General features: G+C 59.6%; 28 protein-coding genes. 18 read left to right on the plus strand and 10 right to left on the minus strand.

Translation table 11 applies throughout. The annotated features are described in order from the left end of the window. The 7 genes from cheB to AC07V9_RS22185 form a co-directional block, all read left to right on the plus strand. On the plus strand, window positions 1-676 hold a 676-nt coding region (gene cheB, locus AC07V9_RS22155), incomplete at its 5' end, for a chemotaxis-specific protein-glutamate methyltransferase CheB (RefSeq protein ID WP_495017779.1). Further along, window positions 676-1,416, plus strand: coding sequence for a flagellar motor protein (locus tag AC07V9_RS22160; RefSeq protein ID WP_495017780.1), 741 nt, complete (start codon window positions 676-678; stop codon window positions 1,414-1,416). The genes cheB and AC07V9_RS22160, both read left to right, overlap by 1 nt. Before the next feature lie 7 nt (window positions 1,417-1,423). Further along, the gene (gene motD / locus AC07V9_RS22165) at window positions 1,424-2,308 is read left to right on the plus strand and encodes a flagellar motor protein MotD (RefSeq protein WP_495017781.1); all 885 of its coding nucleotides are present in this window, start codon (window positions 1,424-1,426) and stop codon (window positions 2,306-2,308) included. A 45-nt stretch (window positions 2,309-2,353) separates the two neighbouring features. After that, window positions 2,354-3,142, plus strand: a complete 789-nt coding sequence (locus AC07V9_RS22170; RefSeq protein WP_495017782.1) for a ParA family protein — start codon at window positions 2,354-2,356, stop codon at window positions 3,140-3,142. A 114-nt stretch (window positions 3,143-3,256) separates the two neighbouring features. Further along, window positions 3,257-4,180 (plus strand): CheW domain-containing protein, encoded by a 924-nt coding sequence (locus AC07V9_RS22175; RefSeq protein ID WP_495017783.1) that lies wholly within the window; start codon window positions 3,257-3,259, stop codon window positions 4,178-4,180. Window positions 4,181-4,263: 83 nt separating this feature from the next. Beyond that, window positions 4,264-4,743, plus strand: coding sequence for a chemotaxis protein CheW (locus tag AC07V9_RS22180; RefSeq protein ID WP_062385949.1), 480 nt, complete (start codon window positions 4,264-4,266; stop codon window positions 4,741-4,743). Continuing rightward, window positions 4,744-5,139 (plus strand): DUF2802 domain-containing protein, encoded by a 396-nt coding sequence (locus AC07V9_RS22185; protein WP_495017784.1) that lies wholly within the window; start codon window positions 4,744-4,746, stop codon window positions 5,137-5,139. Window positions 5,140-5,491: 352 nt separating this feature from the next. Here the strand turns inward: AC07V9_RS22185 and AC07V9_RS22190 are convergent, their stop codons facing one another. Both AC07V9_RS22190 and fliK read right to left on the minus strand, forming a co-directional pair. Then, window positions 5,492-5,812, minus strand: coding sequence for an EscU/YscU/HrcU family type III secretion system export apparatus switch protein (locus AC07V9_RS22190; RefSeq protein WP_495017785.1), 321 nt, complete (start codon window positions 5,810-5,812; stop codon window positions 5,492-5,494). Continuing rightward, window positions 5,812-7,437 (minus strand): flagellar hook-length control protein FliK, encoded by a 1,626-nt coding sequence (gene fliK, locus AC07V9_RS22195; protein WP_495017786.1) that lies wholly within the window; start codon window positions 7,435-7,437, stop codon window positions 5,812-5,814. Before fliK ends, AC07V9_RS22190 begins: the two co-directional genes overlap by 1 nt. Before the next feature lie 158 nt (window positions 7,438-7,595). Here fliK and ccmA point away from each other — a divergent pair, with 158 nt between their 5' ends. From ccmA to AC07V9_RS22245, 10 genes are all read left to right on the plus strand, one after another. Next, a complete protein-coding gene (gene ccmA, locus AC07V9_RS22200; RefSeq protein WP_495017787.1) occupies window positions 7,596-8,231 on the plus strand; it encodes a cytochrome c biogenesis heme-transporting ATPase CcmA in 636 nt (211 codons plus the stop codon). Then, complete coding sequence (gene ccmB / locus AC07V9_RS22205; protein ID WP_495017788.1) at window positions 8,228-8,899, plus strand: heme exporter protein CcmB; 672 nt, start codon at window positions 8,228-8,230, stop codon at window positions 8,897-8,899. The genes ccmA and ccmB overlap by 4 nt, the downstream gene beginning before the upstream one ends. Before the next feature lie 117 nt (window positions 8,900-9,016). Next, window positions 9,017-9,820 carry a heme ABC transporter permease gene (locus AC07V9_RS22210; RefSeq protein ID WP_495017789.1) on the plus strand — a complete coding sequence of 268 codons (804 nt, stop codon included), beginning with the start codon at window positions 9,017-9,019 and terminating at the stop codon, window positions 9,818-9,820. Next, window positions 9,817-9,993, plus strand: a complete 177-nt coding sequence (ccmD, locus tag AC07V9_RS22215; protein WP_404632981.1) for a heme exporter protein CcmD — start codon at window positions 9,817-9,819, stop codon at window positions 9,991-9,993. Before AC07V9_RS22210 ends, ccmD begins: the two co-directional genes overlap by 4 nt. After that, a complete protein-coding gene (gene ccmE / locus AC07V9_RS22220) occupies window positions 9,990-10,469 on the plus strand; it encodes a cytochrome c maturation protein CcmE (protein WP_495017790.1) in 480 nt (159 codons plus the stop codon). Before ccmD ends, ccmE begins: the two co-directional genes overlap by 4 nt. 3 nt (window positions 10,470-10,472) lie before the next feature. Continuing rightward, complete coding sequence (locus AC07V9_RS22225) at window positions 10,473-12,446, plus strand: heme lyase CcmF/NrfE family subunit (protein ID WP_495017791.1); 1,974 nt, start codon at window positions 10,473-10,475, stop codon at window positions 12,444-12,446. Continuing rightward, window positions 12,443-12,979 carry a DsbE family thiol:disulfide interchange protein gene (locus tag AC07V9_RS22230; RefSeq protein ID WP_495017792.1) on the plus strand — a complete coding sequence of 179 codons (537 nt, stop codon included), beginning with the start codon at window positions 12,443-12,445 and terminating at the stop codon, window positions 12,977-12,979. The genes AC07V9_RS22225 and AC07V9_RS22230 overlap by 4 nt, the downstream gene beginning before the upstream one ends. Before the next feature lie 275 nt (window positions 12,980-13,254). After that, window positions 13,255-13,716, plus strand: coding sequence for a cytochrome c-type biogenesis protein (locus tag AC07V9_RS22235; protein WP_495017872.1), 462 nt, complete (start codon window positions 13,255-13,257; stop codon window positions 13,714-13,716). Further along, window positions 13,713-14,918, plus strand: coding sequence for a c-type cytochrome biogenesis protein CcmI (gene ccmI, locus AC07V9_RS22240; RefSeq protein ID WP_495017793.1), 1,206 nt, complete (start codon window positions 13,713-13,715; stop codon window positions 14,916-14,918). The genes AC07V9_RS22235 and ccmI overlap by 4 nt, the downstream gene beginning before the upstream one ends. A 45-nt stretch (window positions 14,919-14,963) precedes the next feature. Next, window positions 14,964-15,389, plus strand: coding sequence for a hypothetical protein (locus tag AC07V9_RS22245; protein WP_495017794.1), 426 nt, complete (start codon window positions 14,964-14,966; stop codon window positions 15,387-15,389). Window positions 15,390-15,666: 277 nt separating this feature from the next. On the opposite strand, the gene AC07V9_RS22250 is transcribed toward AC07V9_RS22245, so the two are convergent. The 5 genes from AC07V9_RS22250 to folE all read right to left on the minus strand — a co-directional run bounded on the left by AC07V9_RS22250 (window position 15,667) and on the right by folE (window position 19,628). Then, window positions 15,667-16,665, minus strand: a complete 999-nt coding sequence (locus tag AC07V9_RS22250) for a sulfate ABC transporter substrate-binding protein (RefSeq protein ID WP_495017795.1) — start codon at window positions 16,663-16,665, stop codon at window positions 15,667-15,669. A gap of 110 nt (window positions 16,666-16,775) precedes the next feature. Next, on the minus strand, window positions 16,776-17,633 hold the full coding sequence (locus AC07V9_RS22255; RefSeq protein WP_495017796.1) for an ion transporter: 858 nt from the start codon (window positions 17,631-17,633) through the stop codon (window positions 16,776-16,778). 45 nt (window positions 17,634-17,678) lie between these two features. After that, a complete protein-coding gene (locus tag AC07V9_RS22260) occupies window positions 17,679-18,563 on the minus strand; it encodes an urea transporter (RefSeq protein ID WP_495017797.1) in 885 nt (294 codons plus the stop codon). A gap of 95 nt (window positions 18,564-18,658) precedes the next feature. Next, window positions 18,659-19,030: a glutathione S-transferase N-terminal domain-containing protein gene (locus AC07V9_RS22265; RefSeq protein WP_495017798.1), complete on the minus strand. Its 372-nt coding sequence runs from the start codon at window positions 19,028-19,030 to the stop codon at window positions 18,659-18,661. 52 nt (window positions 19,031-19,082) lie between these two features. After that, window positions 19,083-19,628 carry a GTP cyclohydrolase I FolE gene (gene folE, locus AC07V9_RS22270; protein ID WP_495017799.1) on the minus strand — a complete coding sequence of 182 codons (546 nt, stop codon included), beginning with the start codon at window positions 19,626-19,628 and terminating at the stop codon, window positions 19,083-19,085. 36 nt (window positions 19,629-19,664) lie between these two features. Here folE and AC07V9_RS22275 point away from each other — a divergent pair, with 36 nt between their 5' ends. Then, window positions 19,665-19,982 (plus strand): hypothetical protein, encoded by a 318-nt coding sequence (locus tag AC07V9_RS22275; protein WP_495017800.1) that lies wholly within the window; start codon window positions 19,665-19,667, stop codon window positions 19,980-19,982. A gap of 281 nt (window positions 19,983-20,263) precedes the next feature. Here AC07V9_RS22275 and AC07V9_RS22280 read toward each other — a convergent pair whose 3' ends face one another. From AC07V9_RS22280 to AC07V9_RS22290, 3 genes are all read right to left on the minus strand, one after another. Then, on the minus strand, window positions 20,264-20,638 hold the full coding sequence (locus AC07V9_RS22280) for a DUF2845 domain-containing protein (RefSeq protein WP_495017801.1): 375 nt from the start codon (window positions 20,636-20,638) through the stop codon (window positions 20,264-20,266). A 96-nt stretch (window positions 20,639-20,734) separates the two neighbouring features. Continuing rightward, window positions 20,735-21,565 (minus strand): hypothetical protein, encoded by an 831-nt coding sequence (locus AC07V9_RS22285; RefSeq protein WP_495017802.1) that lies wholly within the window; start codon window positions 21,563-21,565, stop codon window positions 20,735-20,737. 868 nt (window positions 21,566-22,433) lie between these two features. Beyond that, window positions 22,434-22,844, minus strand: a complete 411-nt coding sequence (locus AC07V9_RS22290; RefSeq protein WP_495017803.1) for a hypothetical protein — start codon at window positions 22,842-22,844, stop codon at window positions 22,434-22,436. Window positions 22,845-23,451 lie beyond the last annotated feature (607 nt).

Below are 23,451 nucleotides of genomic sequence, written 5' to 3' on the forward strand. Positions count from 1 at the left end.
CGCTTCGCGTAGCCCGGCGCCGACGGCCGCTGCGGCACGTCCCGCGCCAGCCCCTGCGCCAGCTCGCACGGCTGCGTCGGCTCATGCGCCGACTTCGCCTGCGCCCAAGCGCAAGGCCTACAAACTGGTCGCCATCGGCACCTCGACGGGCGGCCCCGTGGCGCTGCAACGGGTACTCACTCAGTTGCCAGCCAATTTTCCGGCACCCATCGTGCTCATTCAGCACATGCCCGCCGCGTTTACCAAAGCCTTCGCCGAGCGTCTGGACAAGCTGTGCCGGATCAGCGTCAAGGAAGCCGAGGACGGCGACATCCTGCGTCCGGGGCTGGCGCTGCTGGCCCCAGGCGGCAAGCAGATGATGGTCGACGGTCGTGGCGCGGTGAAAATCCTGCCCGGCGACGAACGCCTGAACTACAAGCCATGCGTCGACATTACCTTTGGCTCTGCAGCCAAATCCTACGGTGACAAAGTGCTGGCTGTGGTCCTCACGGGCATGGGGGCCGACGGTCGCGAGGGCGCGCGTTTGCTCAAGCAGGGCGGCAGTCACATCTGGGCGCAGGACGAAGCCAGTTGCGTGATCTACGGCATGCCCATGGCCATCGTCAAAGCCGACCTGGCCGACGCCGTTTACAGCCTGGACGATATCGGGCGTCATCTGGTCGAGGCGTGTCTGTAATGGATGTTTTGACGCTGATAGGGATCATTCTCGCGTTCGTTGCCATCATCGGCGGCAACTTCCTCGAAGGCGGTCATCTAGGGGCGTTGCTCAACGGCCCGGCGGCGCTGATCGTGGTCGGCGGCACCGTTGCAGCCTGCCTGCTGCAGACGCCCATGAGCGCGTTCAAGCGGGCGATCCAGATCTTCATCTGGATTCTGTTTCCGCCACGCATCGACCTGGCCGGCGGCATCGACCGCGTCGTGTCCTGGAGCCTCACCGCACGCAAGGAAGGCCTGCTGGGGCTTGAAACCGTGGCCGACACCGAGCCCGACGCCTACTCGCGCAAAGGCCTGCAACTGTTGGTCGATGGCGCAGAGCCCGAGGCCATTCGCAGCATTCTCGAAGTGGATTTCCTGACCCAGGAAAGCCGCGACATCCAGGCTGCCAAAGTCTTTGAAAGCATGGGCGGTTACGCACCGACCATCGGCATCATCGGCGCGGTGATGGGCCTGATTCACGTCATGGGCAACCTGGCTGACCCGAACCAGTTGGGCAGCGGTATTGCCGTGGCATTCGTTGCGACCATCTACGGCGTGGCGTCGGCCAACCTTATCCTGTTGCCGGTGGCCAACAAGCTCAAGGCTGTGGCCGTGCGCCAGTCCCGCTATCGCGAGATGCTCCTGGAAGGCTTGCTGTCGATTGCCGAAGGCGAGAACCCGCGTTCCATCGAACTGAAGCTGCAAGGTTTCATGGAGTGATGGACTGATGGCCCGTCGACGTCGCCACCACGAAGAGCACGAAAATCACGAACGCTGGCTGGTGTCCTACGCGGACTTCATCACCTTGCTGTTCGCGTTTTTCGTGGTCATGTACTCCATCTCTTCGCTCAACGAAGGCAAATACAAGGTGCTTTCCGAGGCGCTGGTCGGCGTGTTCAACGAAGCCGAGCGCAGCGTGCGGCCGATCCCCATCGGCGAGCAGAAGCCACAGACGGTGCGCCCGGCCGACCCACTGGTCCAGGACAGCGACCAGACTGACGCCGCGCTGGGGCAGGCCGCCCAGGACCCGCTCAAATCCATCGCCGATGACGTCAACACAGCCTTTGGCGACTTGATCGCTTCCAAGCAGATGACCGTGCGCGGCAACGAGCTGTGGATCGAGATCGAACTCAACTCCAGCCTGCTGTTCGGCAGCGGCGATGCCATGCCCAGCAACCTGGCGTTCGATCTGATCGACAAGGTAGCGAAAATCATCAAGCCGTTCGACAATCCGATTCACGTCGAGGGCTTCACCGATGACCAGCCGATCAACTCCGCGCAGTATCCGAGCAACTGGGAACTGTCGTCGGCGCGGGCATCGAGCATCGTGCGCATGCTGGCCATGGACGGAATCAACCCGGTGCGCATGGCCTCGGTGGGTTATGGCGAATTCCAGCCGCTGACCTCCAACGCCACCGCTGATGGTCGCGCGCGCAACCGTCGCGTGGTGCTGGTAATTTCGCGCAATCTGGACGTGCGTCGCAGCCTCACCGGCTCGGGCACGGCAGCCAGTGCAAAACCTGATGCGGCATTGCGCCGTGCTGGCACACAAACTGCACCGCCTCCAGCCAAACCGCCGCAAGGCGTCAAATCTTCGTCATCTGCCCCTTAACGGTCTCGATCAGGCGCACACCCTGATCGGTGGGAAAACGAACACATGAGAGTCTGGGCAGTCGCCAATCAGAAAGGCGGGGTCGGCAAGACCACCACCTCGATCGCTTTAGCCGGCTTGCTGGCTGAGGCGGGCAAGCGCGTGGTCGTCGTCGACCTGGACCCCCACGGCTCGATGACCAGCTACTTCGGCCACAATCCTGATGAACTGGAGCACAGCTGCTACGACCTGTTCCTGAACAAGGGCGTGGTGCCGCAAGGGCTGCCGGCCCAGTTGCTGCTGCCCACCAGCGACCTACGCATTTCCCTGCTGCCATCGAGCACCGCACTGGCTACCCTTGAGCGGCAGACGCCGGGGCAGAGCGGCTTGGGCCTGGTGATCGCCAAGAGCCTGGCGCAGCTGTGGCAGGATTTCGATTACGCGATCATCGACAGCCCGCCGCTGCTGGGCGTGTTGATGGTCAACGCTCTGGCCGCGAGCCAGCAGTTGGCGATTCCGGTGCAGACCGAGTTTCTGGCGGTCAAGGGCCTGGAGCGCATGGTCAACACCCTGACCATGATCAACCGTTCACGCAAAGTGCCGCTGCCGTACACCATCGTGCCGACCCTGTTCGACCGCCGCACCCAGGCCTCGATGGGCACCCTTAAACTGTTGCGCGACAGCTTTGCGGAACACGTCTGGAAAGCTTACATTCCGGTCGACACGCGCCTGCGCGATGCCAGTCGTGCGGGTGTCACGCCGTCGCAGTTCGATGGCAAGAGCCGGGGTGTGCTGGCTTACCGGGCGTTGCTCAAACACATGCTCACCGAGCAGCTCGTAGGGCAGGTGGCCTGACGTGTCCGCTGATCGTTTATTCATGAGCCTTGCGCCTGCGCGCTCAAGTCGACTGCCTGTGCAGCCGATATCTGGATCAGGCGGTAATCGCATCACTTATTTTCGGGCTCCTGTATGAACCGCCCTCTGGACATCGCATCACGACCAAAACTGGCGCTGCAGAACTATCTCGACGCGTTGCTTCAGGACGCCACGGAGGAGCTGGAGGCCGTTCCTGTCATCGATGAGTTTCAAGCGGCCGTGCTCGAAGAGCAGGCCCATGACGCGCGCATGCGCTCGGCGGTGGCCGAAGCGGTGGCGGCGGCGGTACCTGCTGCCGCTGTAACAAGCCGACCTGCGCCTGTGTCGCTGGCGTTCGTGCCTGAGGCCAGGCCGGTTGCGGAGCCGGTGGTCGCCAAGGTGCTGGAAAAACCGGTCATCCTGCCGCCTGTCATTGCTCCACCGGTTGTCGTACCGCCTGTGATCGAGCCCGTTGAGGTAGCGCCTGAAGTCACGCTGATCGAGCCGGTGGCCGAAGTGCATCTGGCGTCACAGCGCACGCCCACGCCGCCCCCGACTTCTGACGAACGTCCGGACTGGGCTGCCGAGCCATTCGAATGCCTGTTGTTCGACGTCGCAGGCCTGACCCTGGCCGTGCCGCTGGTGTGCCTGGGCTCGATCTACCCGCTGGCGGGCCATGACCTGACGCCATTGTTCGGTCAGCCTGACTGGTTTCTCGGCATTCTGCCCAGCCAAGCCGGCAACTTGAAGGTGCTGGACACCGCGCGCTGGATCATGCCGGACCGCTACCGCGACGATTTTCGTCAGGGCTTGCAATACGTGATCTCGGTTCAGGGCTACGAGTGGGGCCTGGCGGTGCATCAGGTCAGCCGTTCGCTGCGCCTGGAGCCCAATGAAATCAAATGGCGCACTCATCGCGGCCAACGTCCCTGGCTTGCCGGGACGGTGATCGAGCACATGTGTGCGCTGCTGGACGTTTCCGAACTGGCCGAGCTGATTGCCAGCGGCGCGGTCAAGCAGATGCAAACGCGAAAATAGCTGTATCCAGAAGCATCATCAGATAAACACAGGGTGGCGTTACGGCGTCATTCGCAGAGCACAACACGCAAGGGGTTAGGGGTATGAAGAAGTCGTCAGCACAGGGTTCCGAAGATCCGATCCTGCAATGGGTCACCTTCCGCCTGGACAACGAAACGTATGGCATCAACGTGATGCAGGTTCAGGAAGTGCTGCGCTATACCGAGATTGCGCCAGTGCCGGGAGCGCCAAGCTACGTGCTGGGCATCATCAACCTGCGCGGTAACGTGGTCACGGTGATCGACACGCGTCAGCGCTTTGGTCTGCCACCGGTTGAAGTCAGCGACAACACGCGTATCGTGATCATCGAGGCCGACAAGCAAGTGGTCGGGATCCTGGTCGACAGCGTCGCAGAAGTGGTTTATCTGCGTCAGTCGGAAGTCGAAACCGCGCCGAACGTGGGCAACGACGAATCCGCCAAGTTCATCCAGGGCGTATGCAACAAGAACGGCGAGCTGCTGATCCTGGTGGAACTGGACAAGATGATGTCCGAGGAAGAGTGGTCCGAGCTGGAGAACATCTGATTGATTCTTGAGGTTGCAGTCATTTTTCTGGCGGTACTCTGGGTCGCGAGCGTCGCGATGTTCATGGCCCATACCAAACGCCTACGCACCTTGGCCACGCAGCAGCTCGAAGCCGACTCGCTGCGTGATCAACGCATCCGCGAACTGGCCCGTCGCCTCGAGAATTACCAGGGTGGAACGGTGAAGATGGGTGATGACCTGCACGAGTTGCGTGCGATCGTCGCGCCTTTGCCGGACAAGATCACGGCACTGGAGCAGCGTGACCCTTCGACATTGTCCTTTGCTCAGGCGGCGCGCCTGGTGAGCATGGGGGCCAGTGTCGATGAGCTGACTCAGTCCTGCGGCTTGACCCAGGCTGAGGCGCAGTTGATGAGCAAGTTGCACGGGAATAACTGACCTTACGGTTTGCGACTCTGTCTTTGTTCGAGAGGGGCGCGTGTCTATCCGTTCTTCGGTGACGGCTGCTTAAGGTTCCGCTTTTACAGCGGGTCACTTCAGCCCCTGCTCCTGGCAGGGCCCTGCACCGAAGTCGCGTTCTGCGGCGTCTGACGCTATCGCGTAAGAAGATCAAGATCAAAAGTGAACGCCTATCCAGCCTTCGCCCCGATCTCTTGTAGGAGCAGTCGGAGGTTACGACGGCCGCGAAAGCGGTGTGTCAGGCTCGACATCTGAATCTGATTCACCGCGTCCCTACTTTCGTAACCTCAAGAAGCTTGTGTCTTCATCCTTAACGGGCGCAGGCCGACGCTCAATGCGGCGTAATATCCCGCTCAACCGGCTGCGGATCCTGATCAAACCCTTCTGGAAATTTCCCCTTCAGCCGCCAGGCAAACGCGATGATTTCGGCGATGGTCAGGTACAGCTCCTGCGGAATGCTGTCCCCGAGCTCCATGCGCGCCAGCATGGTCACCAGTTCGGCGTTCTCATAAATCGGCACTTTGTACTCGCGGGCGATGGCCAGGATGGCTTCGGCCAGTGCGTCGTCGCCTTTGGCGGTGAGGGTCGGGGCCTGGTGGCCGTCGTAGCTCAGGGCGATGGCTTGGCGCGGATTCTGTTCGGGCTTGCTCATCAGGCGTTCTCGTCGATCCAGCGTTGTTCCAGCACGGTTCGCGCGCCTTGGGCGGGCACGCCGCGATTGCAGGCCAGTTCCTTCACGTTCAGGCCGCAGGACACCAGCCGTGCGCGGAGGTTGTCCAGTTCGCTGGAGATCAATTCGGCGGCCCCTTCGCGTTGTGCCCACATCTGGCTGGACAGGCTGCCGGCGATGAGTTGCGCTTGGACCTGCAACGGGCCTAGCGGCTCCAAGTCGAAGGCCAGTTCGACGCGCCAGAGTTTTTCCTTCTCCTTGACCTCCTGCGGTGCGGTTTCCGGGCTTTGTTGATGCTCGGGGGCGTCCTCGCGCTGCAGCTTGACTTGCAACGGCACCACATCGTGGGCGTTGCGCATGGGGATTTCCAGTTGCCAGGTGGTCACTTGGGTGCCATCGGCGTTGGTGCGGGTCTGTTCCAGGCCGCCCAGTTGGTGGCTTTGCAGGCGTGAGATAGCACCCGCCGCGAGTTTGAGCAGGGTTTCCAGATCGTCCTTGCTCTCGGGGTTGCCGAGCGTGCGCGACGGTAATGGGAAGTTGCTCGGCACGCTCGGCGCCGACACCAGCCCCAGCGTACCCAAGGCGTTACGAACGAAACTGGGCATTGCCCGGGCGAGGGTGTTGGCCGCCGCGGCGCCGTCGTAACTGTTGCCAGGCAGGCCCGGCAGGATCTGCGAGATGACCCGCAGCAGGTTGGCCTTGAGGTCCGGCACCAGCGTCGGGTTTTCCCCGGCCAAGAGGCGCGATTCCATGAACAGGCCGCTGGCGTTCAAGGCCTGAGCTACGCCTTTGGCGGTGGTCATCTGTTGCAGGTCGGGCAGGTCGGCGAAGAGCTGATCGATGCTGGCGCGCAGGGACGGGGTCAGCGTGTCGGGGCTGTCGGTGGTCGGGGATGGCAGGTTCTGCAACGCGGTGATCAGGCTTTGCAGCGAGCCCTGACGGCTTTGCTGGGTCGACAGTTGTTGCGCCAGGGCCAGTTCATCCAGACGATTGGGCATGGCGACGAAGTTCAGCGCCTGGCTGTTCTGCACTTGCGCGCTGAGCAGGCTGCCGACTCGCAGCGGCTGCGGGCTGTCGATGGTCAGGCTGCTGCCGGCCAGCGCGGTGTTGAGCAGCATGACGATGGAGCGGTAGTTAGCCGGTTGTGCCGACGCGCCGCCAGCGGGCTGGCTGCCCAGTTGCGCGACGTTTTGCGCGGCAACCTGAGTGGTCAGCACCTTGCCTTGCAGCAGGGTGCCGGCAGGCAGTTGCCGGGTGTCGATGCTGGTCAGGCTGTTGGCGATGGCTTTTTGCAGGTCCTGCACGCCGATGGTCAGGGTGTCGGCCGAGCCCTGGGCGACCGTAACGGTGGTGCCGGGCGTAAGCGGCAACGAGCTGCTGACGGGGAGGGTGGTCTGGCGACCGTTGTCCATGGTCAGCTTGAGCAGCAGCTGGAAATCCTGGCCGAGTTGTTTAAGGCTGACCACTTCGGCATTGGCGACCTGGCCGGAATTGAGCATGCCTTCGCGCGGTTCCATCAGCTTGAGCACTTCACCCGGTGGCACGCCCGCACGCAACAGGGCGGTGGCGGCTGCAACGGGAGAAAGGTTGGGTATATCGCCTGTCATCGGATCCCGACTCGGTAAAATTGCGCTCTCAAGGGCTCAAGCTGGCATAATCCAGCACCGGCGTCATCGGCAGGCCATTGGAGTCGCATCAGTATAACGGCCGCCACGACCCCGACTTGAACCGCCGTGCACACCTGTCATCCGAAAAGAAGGTCCACATGCCGATCCCCGTTCTTGAAGCCGTGGCGCTTGCCTGTGAGCGTGACTGGCGCTTGCTGTTCGAGCACCTCGATCTGCGGCTGGCGGCGGGCGACATGGTGCAGATCAGCGGGCCCAACGGCAGCGGCAAGACCAGCCTGCTACGCCTGCTCGGCGGCCTGATGCAGCCCACCGCTGGCGACATCCTTCTCGATGGCAAACCTTTGGCCGAACAACGCAGCGAGCTGGCGCACAACCTGTTGTGGATCGGTCACGCCGCCGGCATCAAGGATCTGCTCACCCCCGTGGAAAACCTCTCCTGGCTCTGCGCCCTGCACCACAGCGTCGACACCGCCGACATCTGGCAGGCCCTCGAAGCGGTTGGACTGCGCGGCTTCGAAGATGTGCCGTGCCATACGTTGTCTGCCGGGCAAAAACGCCGCGTGGCGCTGGCGCGTCTCTATTTGCCGGGGCCGGCGTTGTGGATGCTCGATGAGCCGTTCACTGCGCTGGACAAGCAAGGCGTGGCGCAACTCGAAGAACACCTGGCCCGCCACTGCGAGCACGGCGGAACGGTGGTGCTGACCACTCATCACACGCTGAGCCGCACGCCGACTGGTTACCGCGATCTAGACCTGGGGCAGTGGGCCGTATGAGTCATGTGTTCACCTTGCTGATTGCTCGCGAAGCCCGCCTGCTGTTTCGCCGTCCCGCCGAATTGCTCAACCCGCTGGTGTTTTTCGCCATCGTCATCGCCCTGTTCCCGTTGGCCGTAGGCCCCGAGGCACAGTTGCTGCAAACGCTGTCGCCGGGGCTGGTTTGGGTGGCGGCGCTGTTGTCGGTGCTGCTGTCGCTGGACGGCCTGTTCCGCAGCGACTTTGAAGACGGCTCCCTCGAACAATGGGTGCTGTCGTCGCACCCGCTGCCGTTGCTGGTGCTGGCCAAGGTGCTGGCACACTGGGCGTTTTCCGGTCTGGCGCTGGTCTTGCTGTCGCCTGTGCTGGCCTTGATGCTCGGTTTGCCGAGTGCGTGCCTGCCGGTGTTGCTATTGTCACTGTTATTAGGCACGCCGGTGCTGAGCCTGCTGGGTGCGGTCGGCGCGGCGCTGACGGTGGGGCTCAAGCGCGGGGGGCTGCTGCTGGCGTTGCTGATCCTGCCGCTGTACATCCCGGTGCTGATTCTTGGCAGCGGCGCCTTGCAGGCTGCACTTCAGGGGATGCCTGCGACCGGCTATCTGCTTTGGCTTGGCAGCCTGACCGCACTCGCTATAACGCTGACACCTTTTGCAATTGCCGCTGGCTTGAAGATCAGTGTTGGCGAATAATCAATTCCTGATCGATCGGACAGGTTTTTAGTCCTGACACACACGACGCTTCGAACAACAGAAGCGCACGAACATGAATGAAACCGTGATGAATAGCATGATCAAAAAGGCCGCGCGATGAACACAAGCGCCAAGACGAAAAGCGGCATCAGCTGGGCCTGGTTCCACAAGCTGGCCTCGCCGAAGTGGTTTTATGGCATCAGCGGGCGCCTGCTGCCGTGGCTGAGCATCGCCGCCGCGCTGCTGATCGGCATCGGCGTGGTCTGGGGCCTGGCCTTCGCGCCGCCGGATTACCAGCAGGGCAACAGTTTCCGCATCATTTATATCCACGTCCCATCGGCGATGCTGGCGCAGTCCTGCTATGTGATGCTCGCGGTGTGCGGCGTGGTCGGGCTGGTCTGGAAAATGAAACTGGCCGACGTCGCGCTGCAATGCGCCGCGCCCATTGGGGCCTGGATGACTGCCCTGGCACTGGTGACCGGGGCCATCTGGGGCAAGCCGACCTGGGGCTCGTGGTGGGTGTGGGACGCGCGCCTGACTTCCATGCTGATTCTGCTGTTCCTGTACTTCGGTCTGATTGCACTGGGCAACGCCATCAGCAACCGGGACAGCGCGGCCAAGGCCTGTGCGGTACTGGCCATCGTCGGCGTGATCAACATCCCGATCATCAAATACTCGGTCGAGTGGTGGAACACCTTGCACCAGGGCGCGACCTTCAGTCTCACGGAAAAACCGGCGATGCCGGCCGAAATGTGGTTGCCGCTGCTGTTCACGGCCTTGGGCTTCTACTGTTTCTTCGGCACGGTGTTGCTGCTGCGCATGCGCCTCGAAGTGCTCAAGCGCGAGTCCCGCGCCAGTTGGGTCAAGGATGAAGTCTTGAAGAGCCTTGGGCAGCGTCCGGGCAAGGGAGGCGCGCAATGAGCTTCGATTCCTTCAGCGATTTTCTGGCCATGGGCAAACACGGGCTGTTCGTCTGGACCGCTTATGGCATCTGTCTGACCGTATTGGCGATCAACGTCGCGTCTCCGCTGTTGGCGCGTCGGCGTTACCTGCAACAAGAGGCGCGCCGTCTGCGCCGGGAGAGCAACACGTGAATGCGCTGCGAAAAAAACGCCTGTTGATCATCGTGGCGATCCTCGCCGGGGTCGGCATTGCCGTCACGCTGGCCCTCAGCGCGCTGCAGGAAAACATCAACCTGTTCTACACCCCGACCCAGATCGCCAGCGGCGAGGCCCCCCATGACACGCGCATTCGCGCCGGAGGCATGGTCGAGAAAGGCTCGCTGCAACGGTCCGCCGACTCGCTGGACGTGACCTTCGTGGTCACTGACTTCAACAAGTCGGTGACCATCACCTATCGCGGCATTCTTCCCGACCTGTTCCGCGAAGGGCAGGGCATTGTCGCGCTCGGCAAACTCAATGCCGATGGCGTGGTGGTGGCCGATGAAGTGCTGGCCAAACACGACGAGAAATACATGCCGCCGGAAGTCACCAAGGCGTTGAAAGACAGCGGTCAAAACGCACCGAATCAACCGGCAGGCGCGTCCTACACGCCCGCCAAGCAGGGGTAAGCCATGATTCCCGAACTCGGCCATCTGGCCATGATCCTGGCCCTGTGTTTCGCCGTCGTGCAGGCGGTGGTGCCGCTGTTCGGCGCCTGGCGTGGCGATCGTCTGTGGATGGGCCTGGCCCAGCCGGCGGCGTGGGGGCAGTTCGCCTTTCTGCTGTTCGCCTTCGGTTGCCTGAGCTACTCGTTCATGGTCGACGACTTCTCCGTCACCTACATCGCCGAAAACTCCAACAGCGCCTTGCCGTGGTTTTACAAATTCAGCGCCGTATGGGGCGCTCACGAAGGTTCCTTGCTGCTCTGGGCGTTGATCCTCGGCGGCTGGACCTTTGCCGTGTCGGTGTTCTCCCGTCAGTTGCCGCAAGTGATGCTCGCGCGGGTGCTGGCGGTAATGGGCATGATCAGCGTGGGCTTCCTGCTGTTCCTGATCCTCACCTCCAACCCGTTCAGCCGCTTGCTGCCGCAGATGCCACAGGACGGTCGCGACCTCAATCCGCTGCTGCAAGACCCCGGCCTGATCATTCACCCGCCCATGCTCTACATGGGCTATGTCGGCTTCTCCGTGGCCTTTGCCTTTGCCATCGCGGCCTTGCTCGGCGGTCGTCTCGATGCCGCGTGGGCCCGCTGGTCCCGCCCGTGGACCATCGTCGCCTGGGCCTTTCTCGGCATCGGCATCACCCTGGGCTCTTGGTGGGCCTATTACGAACTGGGCTGGGGCGGCTGGTGGTTTTGGGACCCGGTGGAAAACGCCTCGTTCATGCCATGGCTGGTGGGCACTGCGCTGATTCACTCGCTGGCGGTCACTGAAAAACGCGGCGTGTTCAAGAGCTGGACCGTGTTGCTGGCCATTGCCGCGTTCTCGTTGAGCCTGCTGGGCACTTTTCTCGTGCGTTCCGGGGTGCTGACCTCGGTGCACGCGTTTGCCTCCGACCCTGCGCGCGGCGTGTTCATCCTGATCTTCCTGCTGATGGTGGTGGGCGGTTCGCTGACCCTGTTCGCCATTCGCGCGCCGGTGGTGAAAAGCCACGTCGGTTTTGGCCTGTGGTCCCGGGAAACACTGTTGCTGGGCAACAATCTGGTGCTGGTCGTGGCAGCATCGATGATTCTGCTCGGCACGCTGTATCCGCTGGTGCTGGATGCCTTGAGCGGGGCGAAGATGTCGGTGGGTCCACCGTATTTCAATGCGCTGTTCGTGCCGCTGATGGGCTTGCTGATGTTCGTCATGGCCATCGGCGTGCTGGTGCGCTGGAAAGACACGCCGCTCAAATGGCTGCTGAGCATGCTCACGCCGGTGCTGGTGGGCAGCGCGGTGTTGGCGGTGGTCGCCGGATTCGCCATGGCCGATTTCCACTGGGCGGTACTTGCCACCTTCCTGCTCGCTGCCTGGGTGCTGCTGGCGGGCGTACGCGACCTGCTCGACAAGACCCGCCATAAGGGCCTGATCAAGGGCATGCGCTCGATGACCCGCAGTTACTGGGGCATGCAGGTTTCGCACATCGGCATCGCCGTGGTCGCGCTGGGCGTCGTGCTGTCGAGCCAGAACAGTGCCGAGCGCGACCTGCGTCTGGCCCCGGGCGATACGGTGGAGCTGGGCGGCTATCAGTTCGTCTTCGAGGGCGCCCGGCACGTTCAGGGCCCCAACTTCACCTCCGATGAGGGCACCATTCGCGTGCTCGACAACGGCAAGGAAGTGACGGTCCTGTACCCGGAGAAACGCCTGTACACCGTGCAGCGCTCGATGATGACCGAGGCCGGCATCGACGCCGGGTTCACCCGCGATCTGTACGTCGCGCTGGGCGAGCCTCTGGACAACGGGGCGTGGGCGGTGCGCGTGCACGTCAAGCCGTTCGTGCGCTGGATCTGGTTCGGCGGCCTGATCACCGCACTGGGCGGTCTGCTGGCGGCGCTGGATAAACGTTATCGGGTCAAGGTCAGGGCAAAGGTGCGTGACGCGTTGGGTCTGTCGGGAGCTGCGGTATGAAGCGTTGGGTGTTGTTGATTCCGCTGGCGCTGTTTCTGGGGCTGGCTGCGTTTCTCTACAGGGGGCTGTATCTGGACCCTTCGGAGCTGCCCTCGGCGCTGATCGATAAGCCGTTCCCGGAGTTTTCCCTGCCCGCCGTGCAAGATGGCAAACCCCTGACCCGCGCAGATCTGCTGGGCAAACCGGCGCTGGTCAACGTCTGGGGCACCTGGTGCATCGCCTGCCGCGTCGAGCACCCGGTGCTGACCAAACTGGCGCAGCAGGGCGTGGTGATTTACGGCATCAACTACAAGGACGTCAACGCCGACGCCTTGAAGTGGCTCAAGGAATTTCACGATCCCTACCAGATGAACATCAATGACGAAGCCGGCAGCCTGGGGCTGAACCTGGGCGTCTATGGCGCGCCGGAAACCTTCCTCATCGATCGCAAGGGCATCATTCGCTACAAGCACGTGGGCGTGATCGACGAGACCGTGTGGCGCGAGAAGCTGGCTGCTCAGTATCAGGGACTGGTGGATGAGGGTAGGCAATGAGCCTTCTGCGCCGCGCTGTATGTGCCTGGGCTCATGGGGTTCGCAGATCGATCTGCGGGAGCGGGCATCCCGAGGCCTCGTCGCTAGGCACGGCTGGCCGCAGGTCCCTCTGTGTGAGCGAATTCATTCGCGAATCGGTTGTTCGGGCGGCGCATCTCTATCGGCTGGGCCGCCGTCTCGCGAATGAATTCGCTCCCACAGTTTTCGATCACGAGCATCCAGAGGTCTCGCTGGAGGGCAAGCCGCCCACAGGGTTGAATGCGTCTGTTCGTTCACTGGTCGCCGCTGTGGTGTTGCTGCTGGGCAGCGCGAGCATCGCCCACGCCGCCATCGACGCCTACACCTTCAAGGACGAAGCCGAGCGCGCGCTCTACACCGAGCTGACTCGCGAGCTGCGTTGCCCGAAATGCCAGAACCAGGACATCGCTGATTCCAATGCACCGATTGCCGCAGACCTGCGCAAGGAGATCTACCGTATGCTCGGCGAAGGCCAGAGCAATCAGCAGATCATCGACTTCATGGTCGACCGCTATGGCGAGTTCGTGCGCTACAAGCCTGAGCTGAACGCCCACACCTGGCTGCTCTGGTTCGGCCCTGCCGGCCTGCTGCTGGGCGGGGTGCTGTTGATTGGCGTGATCGTTGCGCGCCGCCGTGGCCAACGTGCCCAGGGCGCCGACGTGCTTTCCGACGAGGAGCGTCAGCGCCTCGCCCACCTGCTGGATAAAAACCACGAATGATCGATTTCTGGCTAGCGGCCGGCCTGCTGTTGCTGGTGGCCCTGAGTTTCCTGCTGATCCCTCTGCTGCGTGGCCGTCGCGCCCAAAGCGAAGAAGACCGCACCGCCCTTAATGTCGCGCTGTATCAGGAGCGTCTGGCCGAGCTGCAGACGCAGCAGGCTGAAGGCGTGCTGACGACCGCGCAGATGGACAGCGGTCGTGCCGAGGCTGCGCGCGAGCTGCTGGCCGACACCGAAGGCGCGTCGGCCGAGCGGGTTTCGCGTCTGGGCAAGCCGCTGCCGTTGCTGGTGGCGGTGCTGGTGCCGATCATGGGCTTTGCGCTGTACCTGCATTTCGGCGCCAGCGACAAGGTCGAGCTGGCCCGCGAATTCGCCCAGCCGCCGGCGTCTCTGGCGCAGATGACCGATCGTCTCGAACGCGCGGTCAAGGCCCAGCCGGACTCGGCAGAAAGCCTGTATTTCCTCGCCCGCACCTACATGGCACAGGACCGTCCGGCCGATGCGGCGCGGATGTTCGAACGCGCGGTCGCACTGGCCGGGCGTCAACCGGAGCTGCTGGGGCAGTGGGCGCAGTCGCTGTATTTCGCTGGGAACAAGGCGTGGACTGCGCAGATTCAGGCGCTGGCCGATGAAGCGCTGAAGACCGACCCCAAGGAAGTCACCAGCCTGGGGCTCAAGGGCATCAACGCCTTCGAAAGCCAGCATTTCCAGGAAGCCGTGGATTACTGGAAGCGCCTGCTCGCCGTGCTGCCGCCCAACGATCCATCCCGCGCGGCGCTCGAGGGTGGCATCGCCCGTGCCAGCGACCGGCTGGTACAGAGCGGCGGCCAGGTGCAGGGCGCCCCCTTGGTGGCCGCGCCTGGCGCGCACCTGAAGGTTCGCGTGACGCTGTCTGACGACCTTAAAGGCAAGGTGCAGCCTGGTGACACGGTGTTCGTGTTTGCCCGCGCGGTGTCCGGCCCGCCTGCACCTTTGGCAGTCAAGCGGGTGACCGTGGCCGACCTGCCGGTGGAGGTCGAGCTGACCGATGCTGATGCAATGATGCCGCAACTGAAACTGTCGAACTTTCCGGAAGTCCAACTGGTTGCGCGAGTATCCCGCGCAGGCCAGCCCACCTCCGGAGAGTGGATCGGTCGCAGTCAGCCGTTGCCCAGCAACGTGACTGCCCGACAGGCCCTGACCATCGACAGCCCCGATCAGTAGCCCTAAAAGACCTGATCGTGCGGCCCAGACACAGCAGAGAACACTATGTATCGCGTCGCACGATTTGCCTTGTTGAGTGTGGTGGTGGCCCTGAGCGCGGCCTGTGCGGTCCAGCGCCCCGGACCGCAGAGTTCGGAGCCGATTCCAACGAGTCCTGGTGGATCTTCACAACCCCAGCCGACCCCACAACCGGGAACGCCCCGCACCACGCCACAAACCCCGCCGTCGACGCCGATTCCTTCCGGCCCGAAAACCTCGTCCCACTTCGCTCCGCCGCCGGGTGGCAACAGCCACTGGGATGCGAAACTGGGCGTGCATGTGCTCGATAACGTGCCCAACACGTTCTATCGCCAGCGCACTTACTACCGTTGGAACAACGGCTGGACGTGGTCCACCTCGCCAAGCGGCCCCTGGCAGGAAACCGATGCCAGCGGCGTGCCGCCGGGGCTGAGTCGGCAGTTCGGGAATTGAGAGTCGCTGCTGCTTTTGATTCTGCCCACAGGGCGTAGGAGCGCAGCTTGCTCGCGATCGGCTGCGCAGCAGTCGTAAAATCGATATCCAGAATTGACCTGACACACCGTGTTCACTGGTTTTGCTGCCGCTTCGCGCCAGATCGCGAGCAAGCATGCTCCGGCCTTCGGCCAGAAGCGGGTCTTTCGAAATCCCGGAATCGATATTTTGGCCGCAGACGATGCAGGCAAAAAAACGGCGACCTCAAGAGGTCGCCGTTTTTCATTCCATCCAGCGCTTACTTGGCCGGGTAGATCTGATCGAACACGCCGCCATCAACGAAATGGGTCTTTTGCACGGTGCGCCAGTCGCCGAAGGTTTTCTCGACATTGAGGAAGTCGACTTTCGGGAAGCGGTCGGTGTATTTGGCCAGCACTGCCGGGTCACGCGGGCGCAGGTAGTTTGCCGCGGCAATTTCCTGACCTTCTGGCGACCAGAGGTACTTCAGGTAATCCTCGGCCAAGGCGCGGGAGCCTTTCTTGTCGACGACTTTATCGACCACGCTCACCGGTGGCTCGGCTTCAGCAGACACGCTTGGGTAGACCACTTCGAATTGATCGCGACCGAACTCGCGGGCGATCATTTCGGCTTCGTTTTCGAAGGTCACCAGCACGTCGCCGATGTGGTTGGTCATGAAGGTGGTGGTGGCGCCGCGACCGCCGGTGTCGAGGACCGGCACGTGGCTGAACAACTGGCCGACGAATTTCTTCGCAGCGGCTTCATCGCCACCGTTCTTCAGGGTGTAGCCCCAGGCAGACAGGTAAGTGTAGCGACCGTTGCCTGAGGTTTTCGGGTTCGGCACTACGACTTCAACGCCATCTTTGACCAGATCGTTCCAGTCCTTCAGGGCTTTCGGGTTGCCTTTGCGCACGATGAAAACCGTGGCCGAGGTGAACGGCGCGCTGCTGTTCGGCAGGCGGGTCACCCAGTTCTTCGGCACCAGCTCGCCGTTGTCAGCCAAGGCGTTGATGTCGGTGGCCATGTTCATGGTGATCACGTCAGCCTGCAGGCCGTCGATCACGGCGCGCGCCTGTTTGCTCGAGCCGCCGAAGGACATCTGCAGTTTGACGTCTTCCTTGTGCTCGGCCTGCCAGTGTTTCTGGAAGGCGGCGTTGTAGTCCTTGTAGAAGTCGCGCATCACGTCGTAGGAGACGTTGAGCAGTTCAGGGGCGGCCTGGGCGGCGCTGCCAAAGGCCATTCCGGCGGCCAGAAGAGAAGCGGCGAAGAGTTTGTTCACTGCGAATTCCTTTGTCGTGTCAGAGATTATTCTTATGAAAAAAGCGATGGCTAATGGCCGCGACTATAACGAAAACCCTTAAGCCCTTAATAGATTAAAAACGTCTGTGCTTATGGTTTTCCGTCAGGGGCCACTGCAGCCATTGAGTCGACTTTGGGAAACAGCGCGTTGCCGCAACGGCTGCAAAACGCCGCGCTGCCCTCGTGGCTGTTCTTGGCGCAGACGGGGCAGTCGTGCTGCAGCTGATCGCCGCGCATGGCGTTGGCCAGTTCCGCAGTGAAAATCCCGGTGGGCACCGCGATGATCGAGTAACCGGTGATCATCACCAGCGACGACAGGATCTGGCCCACCGGCGTCTTCGGCACAATGTCGCCAAAGCCCACGGTGGTCAGGGTCACGATCGCCCAGTAGATGCCTTTGGGGATGCTGGTGAAGCCATGTTCCGGGCCTTCGATGACGTACATCAGCGTGCCGAACACGGTGACCAGCGTCGAGACCGTTACCAGAAACACGATGATTTTCTGCTTGCTGCCGCGCAGGGCCGCCAGCAGGTAGTTGGCCTGCTTGAGGTAAGGGCTGAGCTTGAGTACGCGGAAGATCCGCAGCATCCGCACCACGCGGATGATCAGCAGGTACTGCGCATCGGCGTTATACAGCGCCAGGATGCCCGGCACGATGGCCAGCAGGTCGATCAGGCCATAGAAGCTGAAGGCGTACTTCAGCGGCTGGGGCGAGCAATACAGACGCAGGATGTACTCGACGAGAAACACCAAGGTGAAGCCCCACTCGATATACGCCAGCACATCGGCGTAATTGCGATGCACGGCCTCGATGCTGTCGAGCATGACAATCAACAGGCTGCTGAGGATGATCAGCAGCAGGATCTTGTCGAAGCGCCGTCCGGCCTTGGTGTCGGTCTGAAAAACGATGATGCGCAGCTGTTCGCGCCAGCCGGTGTTGCTGTCCATGGTGCAGTTCCGAATACAGGGTCGGCAGAGCCTGTGGCAATCCGCTCAGGAGCGCAACCGCTGATCGTTGATCGATTGTCGCAACAAGCGACCGCTGGCCTGCACCAGCCAGCAGGCGAGGATGAACGGCGCGGTTAGGGTCGCCAGCCCCAGCCCGGAAAAACCCGGTTGCAGGAGGATGGCCAGGACAATGGCAATGCCCGGCAGCCAGGGCCTGTAGCGCACATGGCTGAACGCCAACGCCGCCAATGCCGGGTTGTAGCCCGACAGGCCCAGCAGCGCCAGGTTGCTTTCCTGCTGCCACAGGGCAAAGGCGATACCGCTGATGCAGCCCAGTGCCGCCCACAGCGCGGCCGTGCGGTTGGCGATCAACAGGCCGACGCCGATCAACACGCCGGCCAGTGGATGGTCGAGCAGAAACACCTGCCCCAGCCCCAGTGGCAGCGCTTGAATCAGGTCAGCGTCAGCCACACGCAGGCTCGGTAGCGGCTCGGCAAACATCAGCAGTACCCAGCTGAACAGCACGAACGGTGCGGTGTAAGCCTTCAGGCAAGAGGCGCGCGGCGTGCGTCGCAGCCAAGCGTGCATGAGCATCGCGCTAAGGCCGCCGCAGGCGATGATCAACAGCGGCAGCAGGGGCGACCACTCGAAGCGGTAGCTGATCAGCAGCCCCAGCAGCACACCGTTGTAGCTATAGACGCCGGATTGGCGCTCGGCCTTGGCGTAGCCGCGACGCTGCGCCGTCAGCAGCCCCGCCACAGCGCCGAGCAAAGCGCCGCCCAGGGAGGAGGGAGCGCTGATGAGGATCGCCAGCAGGCACATCAGGCCGCACAGCGGATTACGCTGCAACAGCACCTGGCTGAAGCCGTTGAGCAGGGCTTCAGCCCAATCGGGGCACTGGGAAGAGCGGGCAGTTTCGTGGATGGACATAGGTGTATTCAATATTTGTTTTTATTGTATACATGATGTCCAAAGGGCACGCGCTGATCAAGCCCTGTGACACAGGGCTGATCATTGGAGGGGATTCAAGCGGTGGCGAAGCGTTGTTCGAGGTAGTCGATGATGACTTTCGACTCGTACATCCACACGGTCTGGCCGGCTTCTTCGATGCGCAGGCAGGGCACCTTGATCTTGCCGCCTTCGCTGAGCAGGGTCTGGCGATCCAGCTCGTTGTTCTTCGCGTCGCGCAAGGCGACCGGCACGTTCAGCCGACGCAGGGTGCGACGGGTTTTCACGCAGAACGGGCAGGCGTGGAACTGGTAGAGCGTCAGGTCCTTGGCCGAAGCCTCGACGACGGCCTGGGCTTGGGGCGAACGTTTTTTCTTGCTTGGGCGGGTCAGAAAGTCAACCAGAATGACCAACTGGCCAAGGCCGACCCGCAGTGCCTTCATCAACATGCTTGAAACCTCGCCGCCGCAACAGGCGTTGCGGCGCTTCAGGACGCCCGGATCACTTGATCAGGCTAAGGAACTCAGTACGAGTGGCGGCGTTTTCGCGGAACTCACCCAGCATGACCGAGGTGATCATCGAGGAATTCTGCTTCTCGACGCCGCGCATCATCATGCACATGTGCTTGGCCTCGATGACCACCGCCACACCCAAGGCGCCGGTGACCTGCTGAACAGCTTCGGCGATCTGGCGGCTGAGGTTTTCCTGGATCTGCAGGCGACGGGCGAACATGTCGACGATGCGCGCGACCTTGGACAGGCCCAGCACTTTGCCGCTCGGGATGTAGGCCACGTGGGCCTTGCCGATGAAGGGCAGCAGGTGGTGTTCGCACAGCGAGTACAGCTCGATGTCCTTGACCAGCACCATTTCACTGTTGTCGGAGCTGAACAGCGCGCCGTTGGTGACTTCTTCCAGGGTCTGCTGGTAGCCGCGGCAGAGGTACTGCATGGCTTTGGCTGCACGTTTAGGGGTGTCGAGCAGGCCTTCGCGGGAGACGTCTTCGCCAAGTTGACCAAGGATCGCCGAGTAATTCTGTTCCAGTGTCACAGGGTTGTGTTCCGTGTGGGTTTCAGAGGGGTACTGTTGAGTCTGTACCAAATTTGTACCAATCAGGCTCATTTCCAATTTCTCAAGCTCATTCCAGTCAGTGCCGGTATTGAACCATTTGGCGAAGGTAGGCAGCAGCATCTGAATGCTGTGACCGAGCTGATTGGCGATGATCGCAGGATTCATACCCGCCATGAGACACATGGTAGCGTAGGTGTGACCGCAGTTGTACTGCCCTCTGCTCCAAATGCCCGGATGCTCCACCGCCTTCTTGAAGAAGTCATCCGTCAAGCTGGCCTGCTGCAGCTACTCGCTGATGCGCGTTGCGGAACACCTAAAGTGAATCTTTCCTGATCCTCAACGAGCTGGTAATTACACGTCGGGAACCATTTTCTATTTTCTAGTCTATTTTAAGCGATCTGGCAGCGGATGACTCTTCACTGGTTGATCATCTATATCAATATTTAAAATTCGCCCGGCTCCGGAAAAACCAAATAAATGGTTTGCGGTGGATCAAAAAATGATCCTATTCGACAAAAAATATGAACACGCGGTAGCCGCAATTCCTGGCAGGGCAAAGATAGCGACCACCGTCAATTTGCATCCGCTAAGTGCTTAGTTATCTAAGCCACGCTTCAGGTTATATCAATCAACTTGTCATCGATAAAGCGCAAGTGCTGGTAAGCCCCTCCGTTAGGTCCATAGATGAAAATAGTGATCTCCGCAGCATTTCGACGCGGAACACCGTTAGGCCATCGTGCTGGTCCTTCACTGCTCTGTTTGATTGGACTTCCACATTTTTCCAACACTGTTTGTTTCGTGTCCCCGGCGCTTATCACCGATGTGCCACAGCGCATTGTGGCCTGCGCCTGACCAACGGAGCATAGAAGAAAACCAGTTATGGCTAACTGATAGAGGGGTTTTCTCATTTCGACCTCATCAAGATGAGTTTTCGATTTAAAGTTTTTATCCAGCAGCCTGAACAATTTCGACGTAGTTCTCAACGGCATAGTTCGTGACTCCTACCGATGTGACCACAATAGAAGTTGTGGGTTGAGCAACCTCAATCCCTCGCACTACTACGTTTCCGTGTGGTTCGGTGTCAGTCAGTTGAGATCCATTGTAGGAAAGCCCCATGTTGGTATGTCCCGATGATTGGATGATTGGATGATTGGATGATTGGATGATTGGATGATTGGGGGAATGTAGCTGAGTGGGGGGTACTGCATCGTATTAACACTGATTGTATGAGATGCATTGGCTGCATTGACAACTTGCTGAAGTTTATCTCCATTTACAGGATCAACCGAAAGCTGTCTGCCATTGAAATCGACAGCCAATCTTTTATTACCGTTGAGTTGTAGCATAGCCAGCAGGTCTGCTGTGGTGAGGACCTGCGCCGAAGTCAACGAAACTGATGTGGTGGCCGTTGCTGCGGAAATGAAACTTTTCAAATAGCCGGGTGTGAAGTCTGGCGAATCAATAGTGATCGAAAGCTTTTTCGTCCCAACTGACGCCAAAACCTCAAGCAGCGTATCGGCGGGGATAAATTTAGTGTTCGTCAACGAAATATTCGCATCGCTACCTACTTTCTGAATAATCTGGATGATCCGCGCAGGGTTGGATATGCCAGCGTCTAGAGACAGACTGTGGGTCTTGCTTCCCATTGCCGCAATGGCCGAGTCGATCGCTGCATCGTTGAGAGCATTGAAAGACCCAATTGAAATAGGAGTATTTGGGCTTGTCAACGACGAGATTAACGGGCTGACAGTTGCCTGGTTGACAGCAGTTCCATCAATGGATAAGGAATATGCCTTCACGCCTATAACGGAGACGATCTGAGGAATACTTGCCTGGGAATAATTGTTTATATCAGAGATGGAGATCACTGTGTTAATGCCAATGGCAGCCTGAATCATTGAGGTTAAATTAGGCACTGATATAGATGTTCCAGAAACCTTTAGCGAAAGTTTTTTGGTTCTCGCGGTAGACATCAAACTGAACAGATTGGCAGGTGGTAGAGCCTAGGCATCAGATAAAGATATAGTGGTGGTGACACCCGTGGCAGCAAAAATAGCTTGGAACTGGTTGAAAGAAATCGATTTGCCCACACACATCATATTAAGATCCATTTTGTAAACTCCTTCCTTGATTTGGATTTTTATCCTAGTACTACTCAAAAAAGATTGTCAATGAATATTTGGAAAAATGATATTTCTCCGAAAATATGAACGCTTGCGTCATCCCGGCATCTCACAAATTGACCCCATGCATCATGCTGATGATCCTTGTCATCGATTTAGCTATCGGTTAGCACCTTTTTAGAACTTTGTTGTAGGTAGCAAAAAACTATCTATAAAAAGCTTATCGTCTGCATTTGAGCCATACTTTTCATCAATAACTCGCCATGCCTTTGCTCTCGTTTATAACTCAGGATTGTTTCGGGTGGCTTTTTCGATTTCCTTTGTGCGGGCCTCTGGATAGTTAGGTTGTATTGAAACCGATATTCGCTGGGTGTGAATGTTTTTTATTGTGATCGGTAAAACCATTTGAGAGTTTTCAATGTAAGGCTTTCCTGTTGTTAATGGTGACTTTGATGAATGGTCTACATTCTGCGCTAAATGTACACGGGAAAAAATTAGTGGTCTAAAGCCTTGGTCTAGTAAGGGTTTATATTTGTAATTGTAGTAGGGAGATAAGATATTGGTACCGCTTACTGCTACGTACATGAATGATAATGTGAGTGCGATGACTATTGAGGCACACAAAGCCGCTGGTGCTGCACTAGGCGGAACATTACGCCGATCATCGTAAACCTTGCCGTTTGTATCCTCCGATTTGAGAAAAGGTTTGTTGGTTTTGGTGATTTTGAATTCTGTTTTGAGATATGCCGTCAGTATGATGGTTTGTTTCGGCAGGATGCGGTCTATCAATAATGCGTGCTCCCTCATTGCTCACAGTTGGATAGTTGCTTGACAGAATTTGGCATGTTGAGGTTCTCGGGAATATTATCTCGATTTTGGTTTCTTTGTTTTTGCCTTTATTGTAAAGGCGAATGTTGGCTATATAGCCATTGTTCTCAGGTAGGGTGTACGGCAGCACATCTTCAAATGATAAATACAGCTGGCGAAAACGGAAGGAGGAAATAACGCGATTGATCAGTGGTGTTAGCATTATTGGACCTAGCAGCTTCAGTGCTGCAACTAGATTTTCCATTATGGTTACTCAGCGATTTGATGAAATGCATAGTCTTATGCGCGATGACGACATAGTTGCAAAGCTGGTTTGCCTCTGCTCCCGACTTAATCAGTCACAGCGTCGGCAACATTTCATTTGTAAGACAAATGGGGGCCGTACGCTTTTTTTTGCTGTGTGAGACGTTCGAGAATTTTTGGAACTGCCTGAAAGCCTAATTCGACCCGACTTCCCGGCAATGTCTGAGCTGATTCATGAGCACAATGAGGGCGTGGGAGTCAGATGCCTATTCGTTTCCTGATTGTCGCAGCTAGCCCAGAAAACTCCGCAGCAGCTTCCTTCACTTGGTCGTTGTACCCAGAATTGACGTACCCCTTGAGGTCGCCGATGGGTAATCCGTACTCTTGAGCTTGTGGGGCGAGGCTGTGGAAGTCCTTGATTGAGGCGAGCTTACTAACCTGGAAAGGAGCTAGCGCTGGATCAATTCCACGGAGAGCATCAACAACACGATTCTTAACGCGGGGCGCAATTTTACCTTCCCACCGTTCGTGAGGCTTAGTTGAGTTTCTGCCTGACGATACCTTGTAAGCGGAGGTTACATATACCAAATACACAGGATGGCCGTGAA

This window comes from Pseudomonas sp. GW821-FHT02A11, assembly GCF_059421985.1.

Bases quoted from the DNA above. Each gene is read 5' to 3' on its own strand.
- AC07V9_RS22160 (WP_495017780.1), top strand. From the start codon at position 676: ATGGATGTTTTGACGCTGATAGGGATCATTCTCGCGTTCGTTGCCATC.
- motD (WP_495017781.1), top strand. From the start codon at position 1,424: ATGGCCCGTCGACGTCGCCACCACGAAGAGCACGAAAATCACGAACGC.
- AC07V9_RS22170 (WP_495017782.1), top strand. From the start codon at position 2,354: ATGAGAGTCTGGGCAGTCGCCAATCAGAAAGGCGGGGTCGGCAAGACC.
- AC07V9_RS22175 (WP_495017783.1), top strand. From the start codon at position 3,257: ATGAACCGCCCTCTGGACATCGCATCACGACCAAAACTGGCGCTGCAG.
- AC07V9_RS22180 (WP_062385949.1), top strand. From the start codon at position 4,264: ATGAAGAAGTCGTCAGCACAGGGTTCCGAAGATCCGATCCTGCAATGG.
- AC07V9_RS22190 (WP_495017785.1), bottom strand. From the start codon at position 5,812: ATGAGCAAGCCCGAACAGAATCCGCGCCAAGCCATCGCCCTGAGCTAC.
- fliK (WP_495017786.1), bottom strand. From the start codon at position 7,437: ATGACAGGCGATATACCCAACCTTTCTCCCGTTGCAGCCGCCACCGCC.
- ccmA (WP_495017787.1), top strand. From the start codon at position 7,596: ATGCCGATCCCCGTTCTTGAAGCCGTGGCGCTTGCCTGTGAGCGTGAC.
- ccmB (WP_495017788.1), top strand. From the start codon at position 8,228: ATGAGTCATGTGTTCACCTTGCTGATTGCTCGCGAAGCCCGCCTGCTG.
- AC07V9_RS22210 (WP_495017789.1), top strand. From the start codon at position 9,017: ATGAACACAAGCGCCAAGACGAAAAGCGGCATCAGCTGGGCCTGGTTC.
- ccmD (WP_404632981.1), top strand. From the start codon at position 9,817: ATGAGCTTCGATTCCTTCAGCGATTTTCTGGCCATGGGCAAACACGGG.
- AC07V9_RS22225 (WP_495017791.1), top strand. From the start codon at position 10,473: ATGATTCCCGAACTCGGCCATCTGGCCATGATCCTGGCCCTGTGTTTC.
- AC07V9_RS22230 (WP_495017792.1), top strand. From the start codon at position 12,443: ATGAAGCGTTGGGTGTTGTTGATTCCGCTGGCGCTGTTTCTGGGGCTG.
- ccmI (WP_495017793.1), top strand. From the start codon at position 13,713: ATGATCGATTTCTGGCTAGCGGCCGGCCTGCTGTTGCTGGTGGCCCTG.
- AC07V9_RS22245 (WP_495017794.1), top strand. From the start codon at position 14,964: ATGTATCGCGTCGCACGATTTGCCTTGTTGAGTGTGGTGGTGGCCCTG.
- AC07V9_RS22255 (WP_495017796.1), bottom strand. From the start codon at position 17,633: ATGGACAGCAACACCGGCTGGCGCGAACAGCTGCGCATCATCGTTTTT.
- AC07V9_RS22260 (WP_495017797.1), bottom strand. From the start codon at position 18,563: ATGTCCATCCACGAAACTGCCCGCTCTTCCCAGTGCCCCGATTGGGCT.
- AC07V9_RS22265 (WP_495017798.1), bottom strand. From the start codon at position 19,030: ATGTTGATGAAGGCACTGCGGGTCGGCCTTGGCCAGTTGGTCATTCTG.
- AC07V9_RS22280 (WP_495017801.1), bottom strand. From the start codon at position 20,638: ATGCCGTTGAGAACTACGTCGAAATTGTTCAGGCTGCTGGATAAAAAC.
- AC07V9_RS22290 (WP_495017803.1), bottom strand. From the start codon at position 22,844: ATGGAAAATCTAGTTGCAGCACTGAAGCTGCTAGGTCCAATAATGCTA.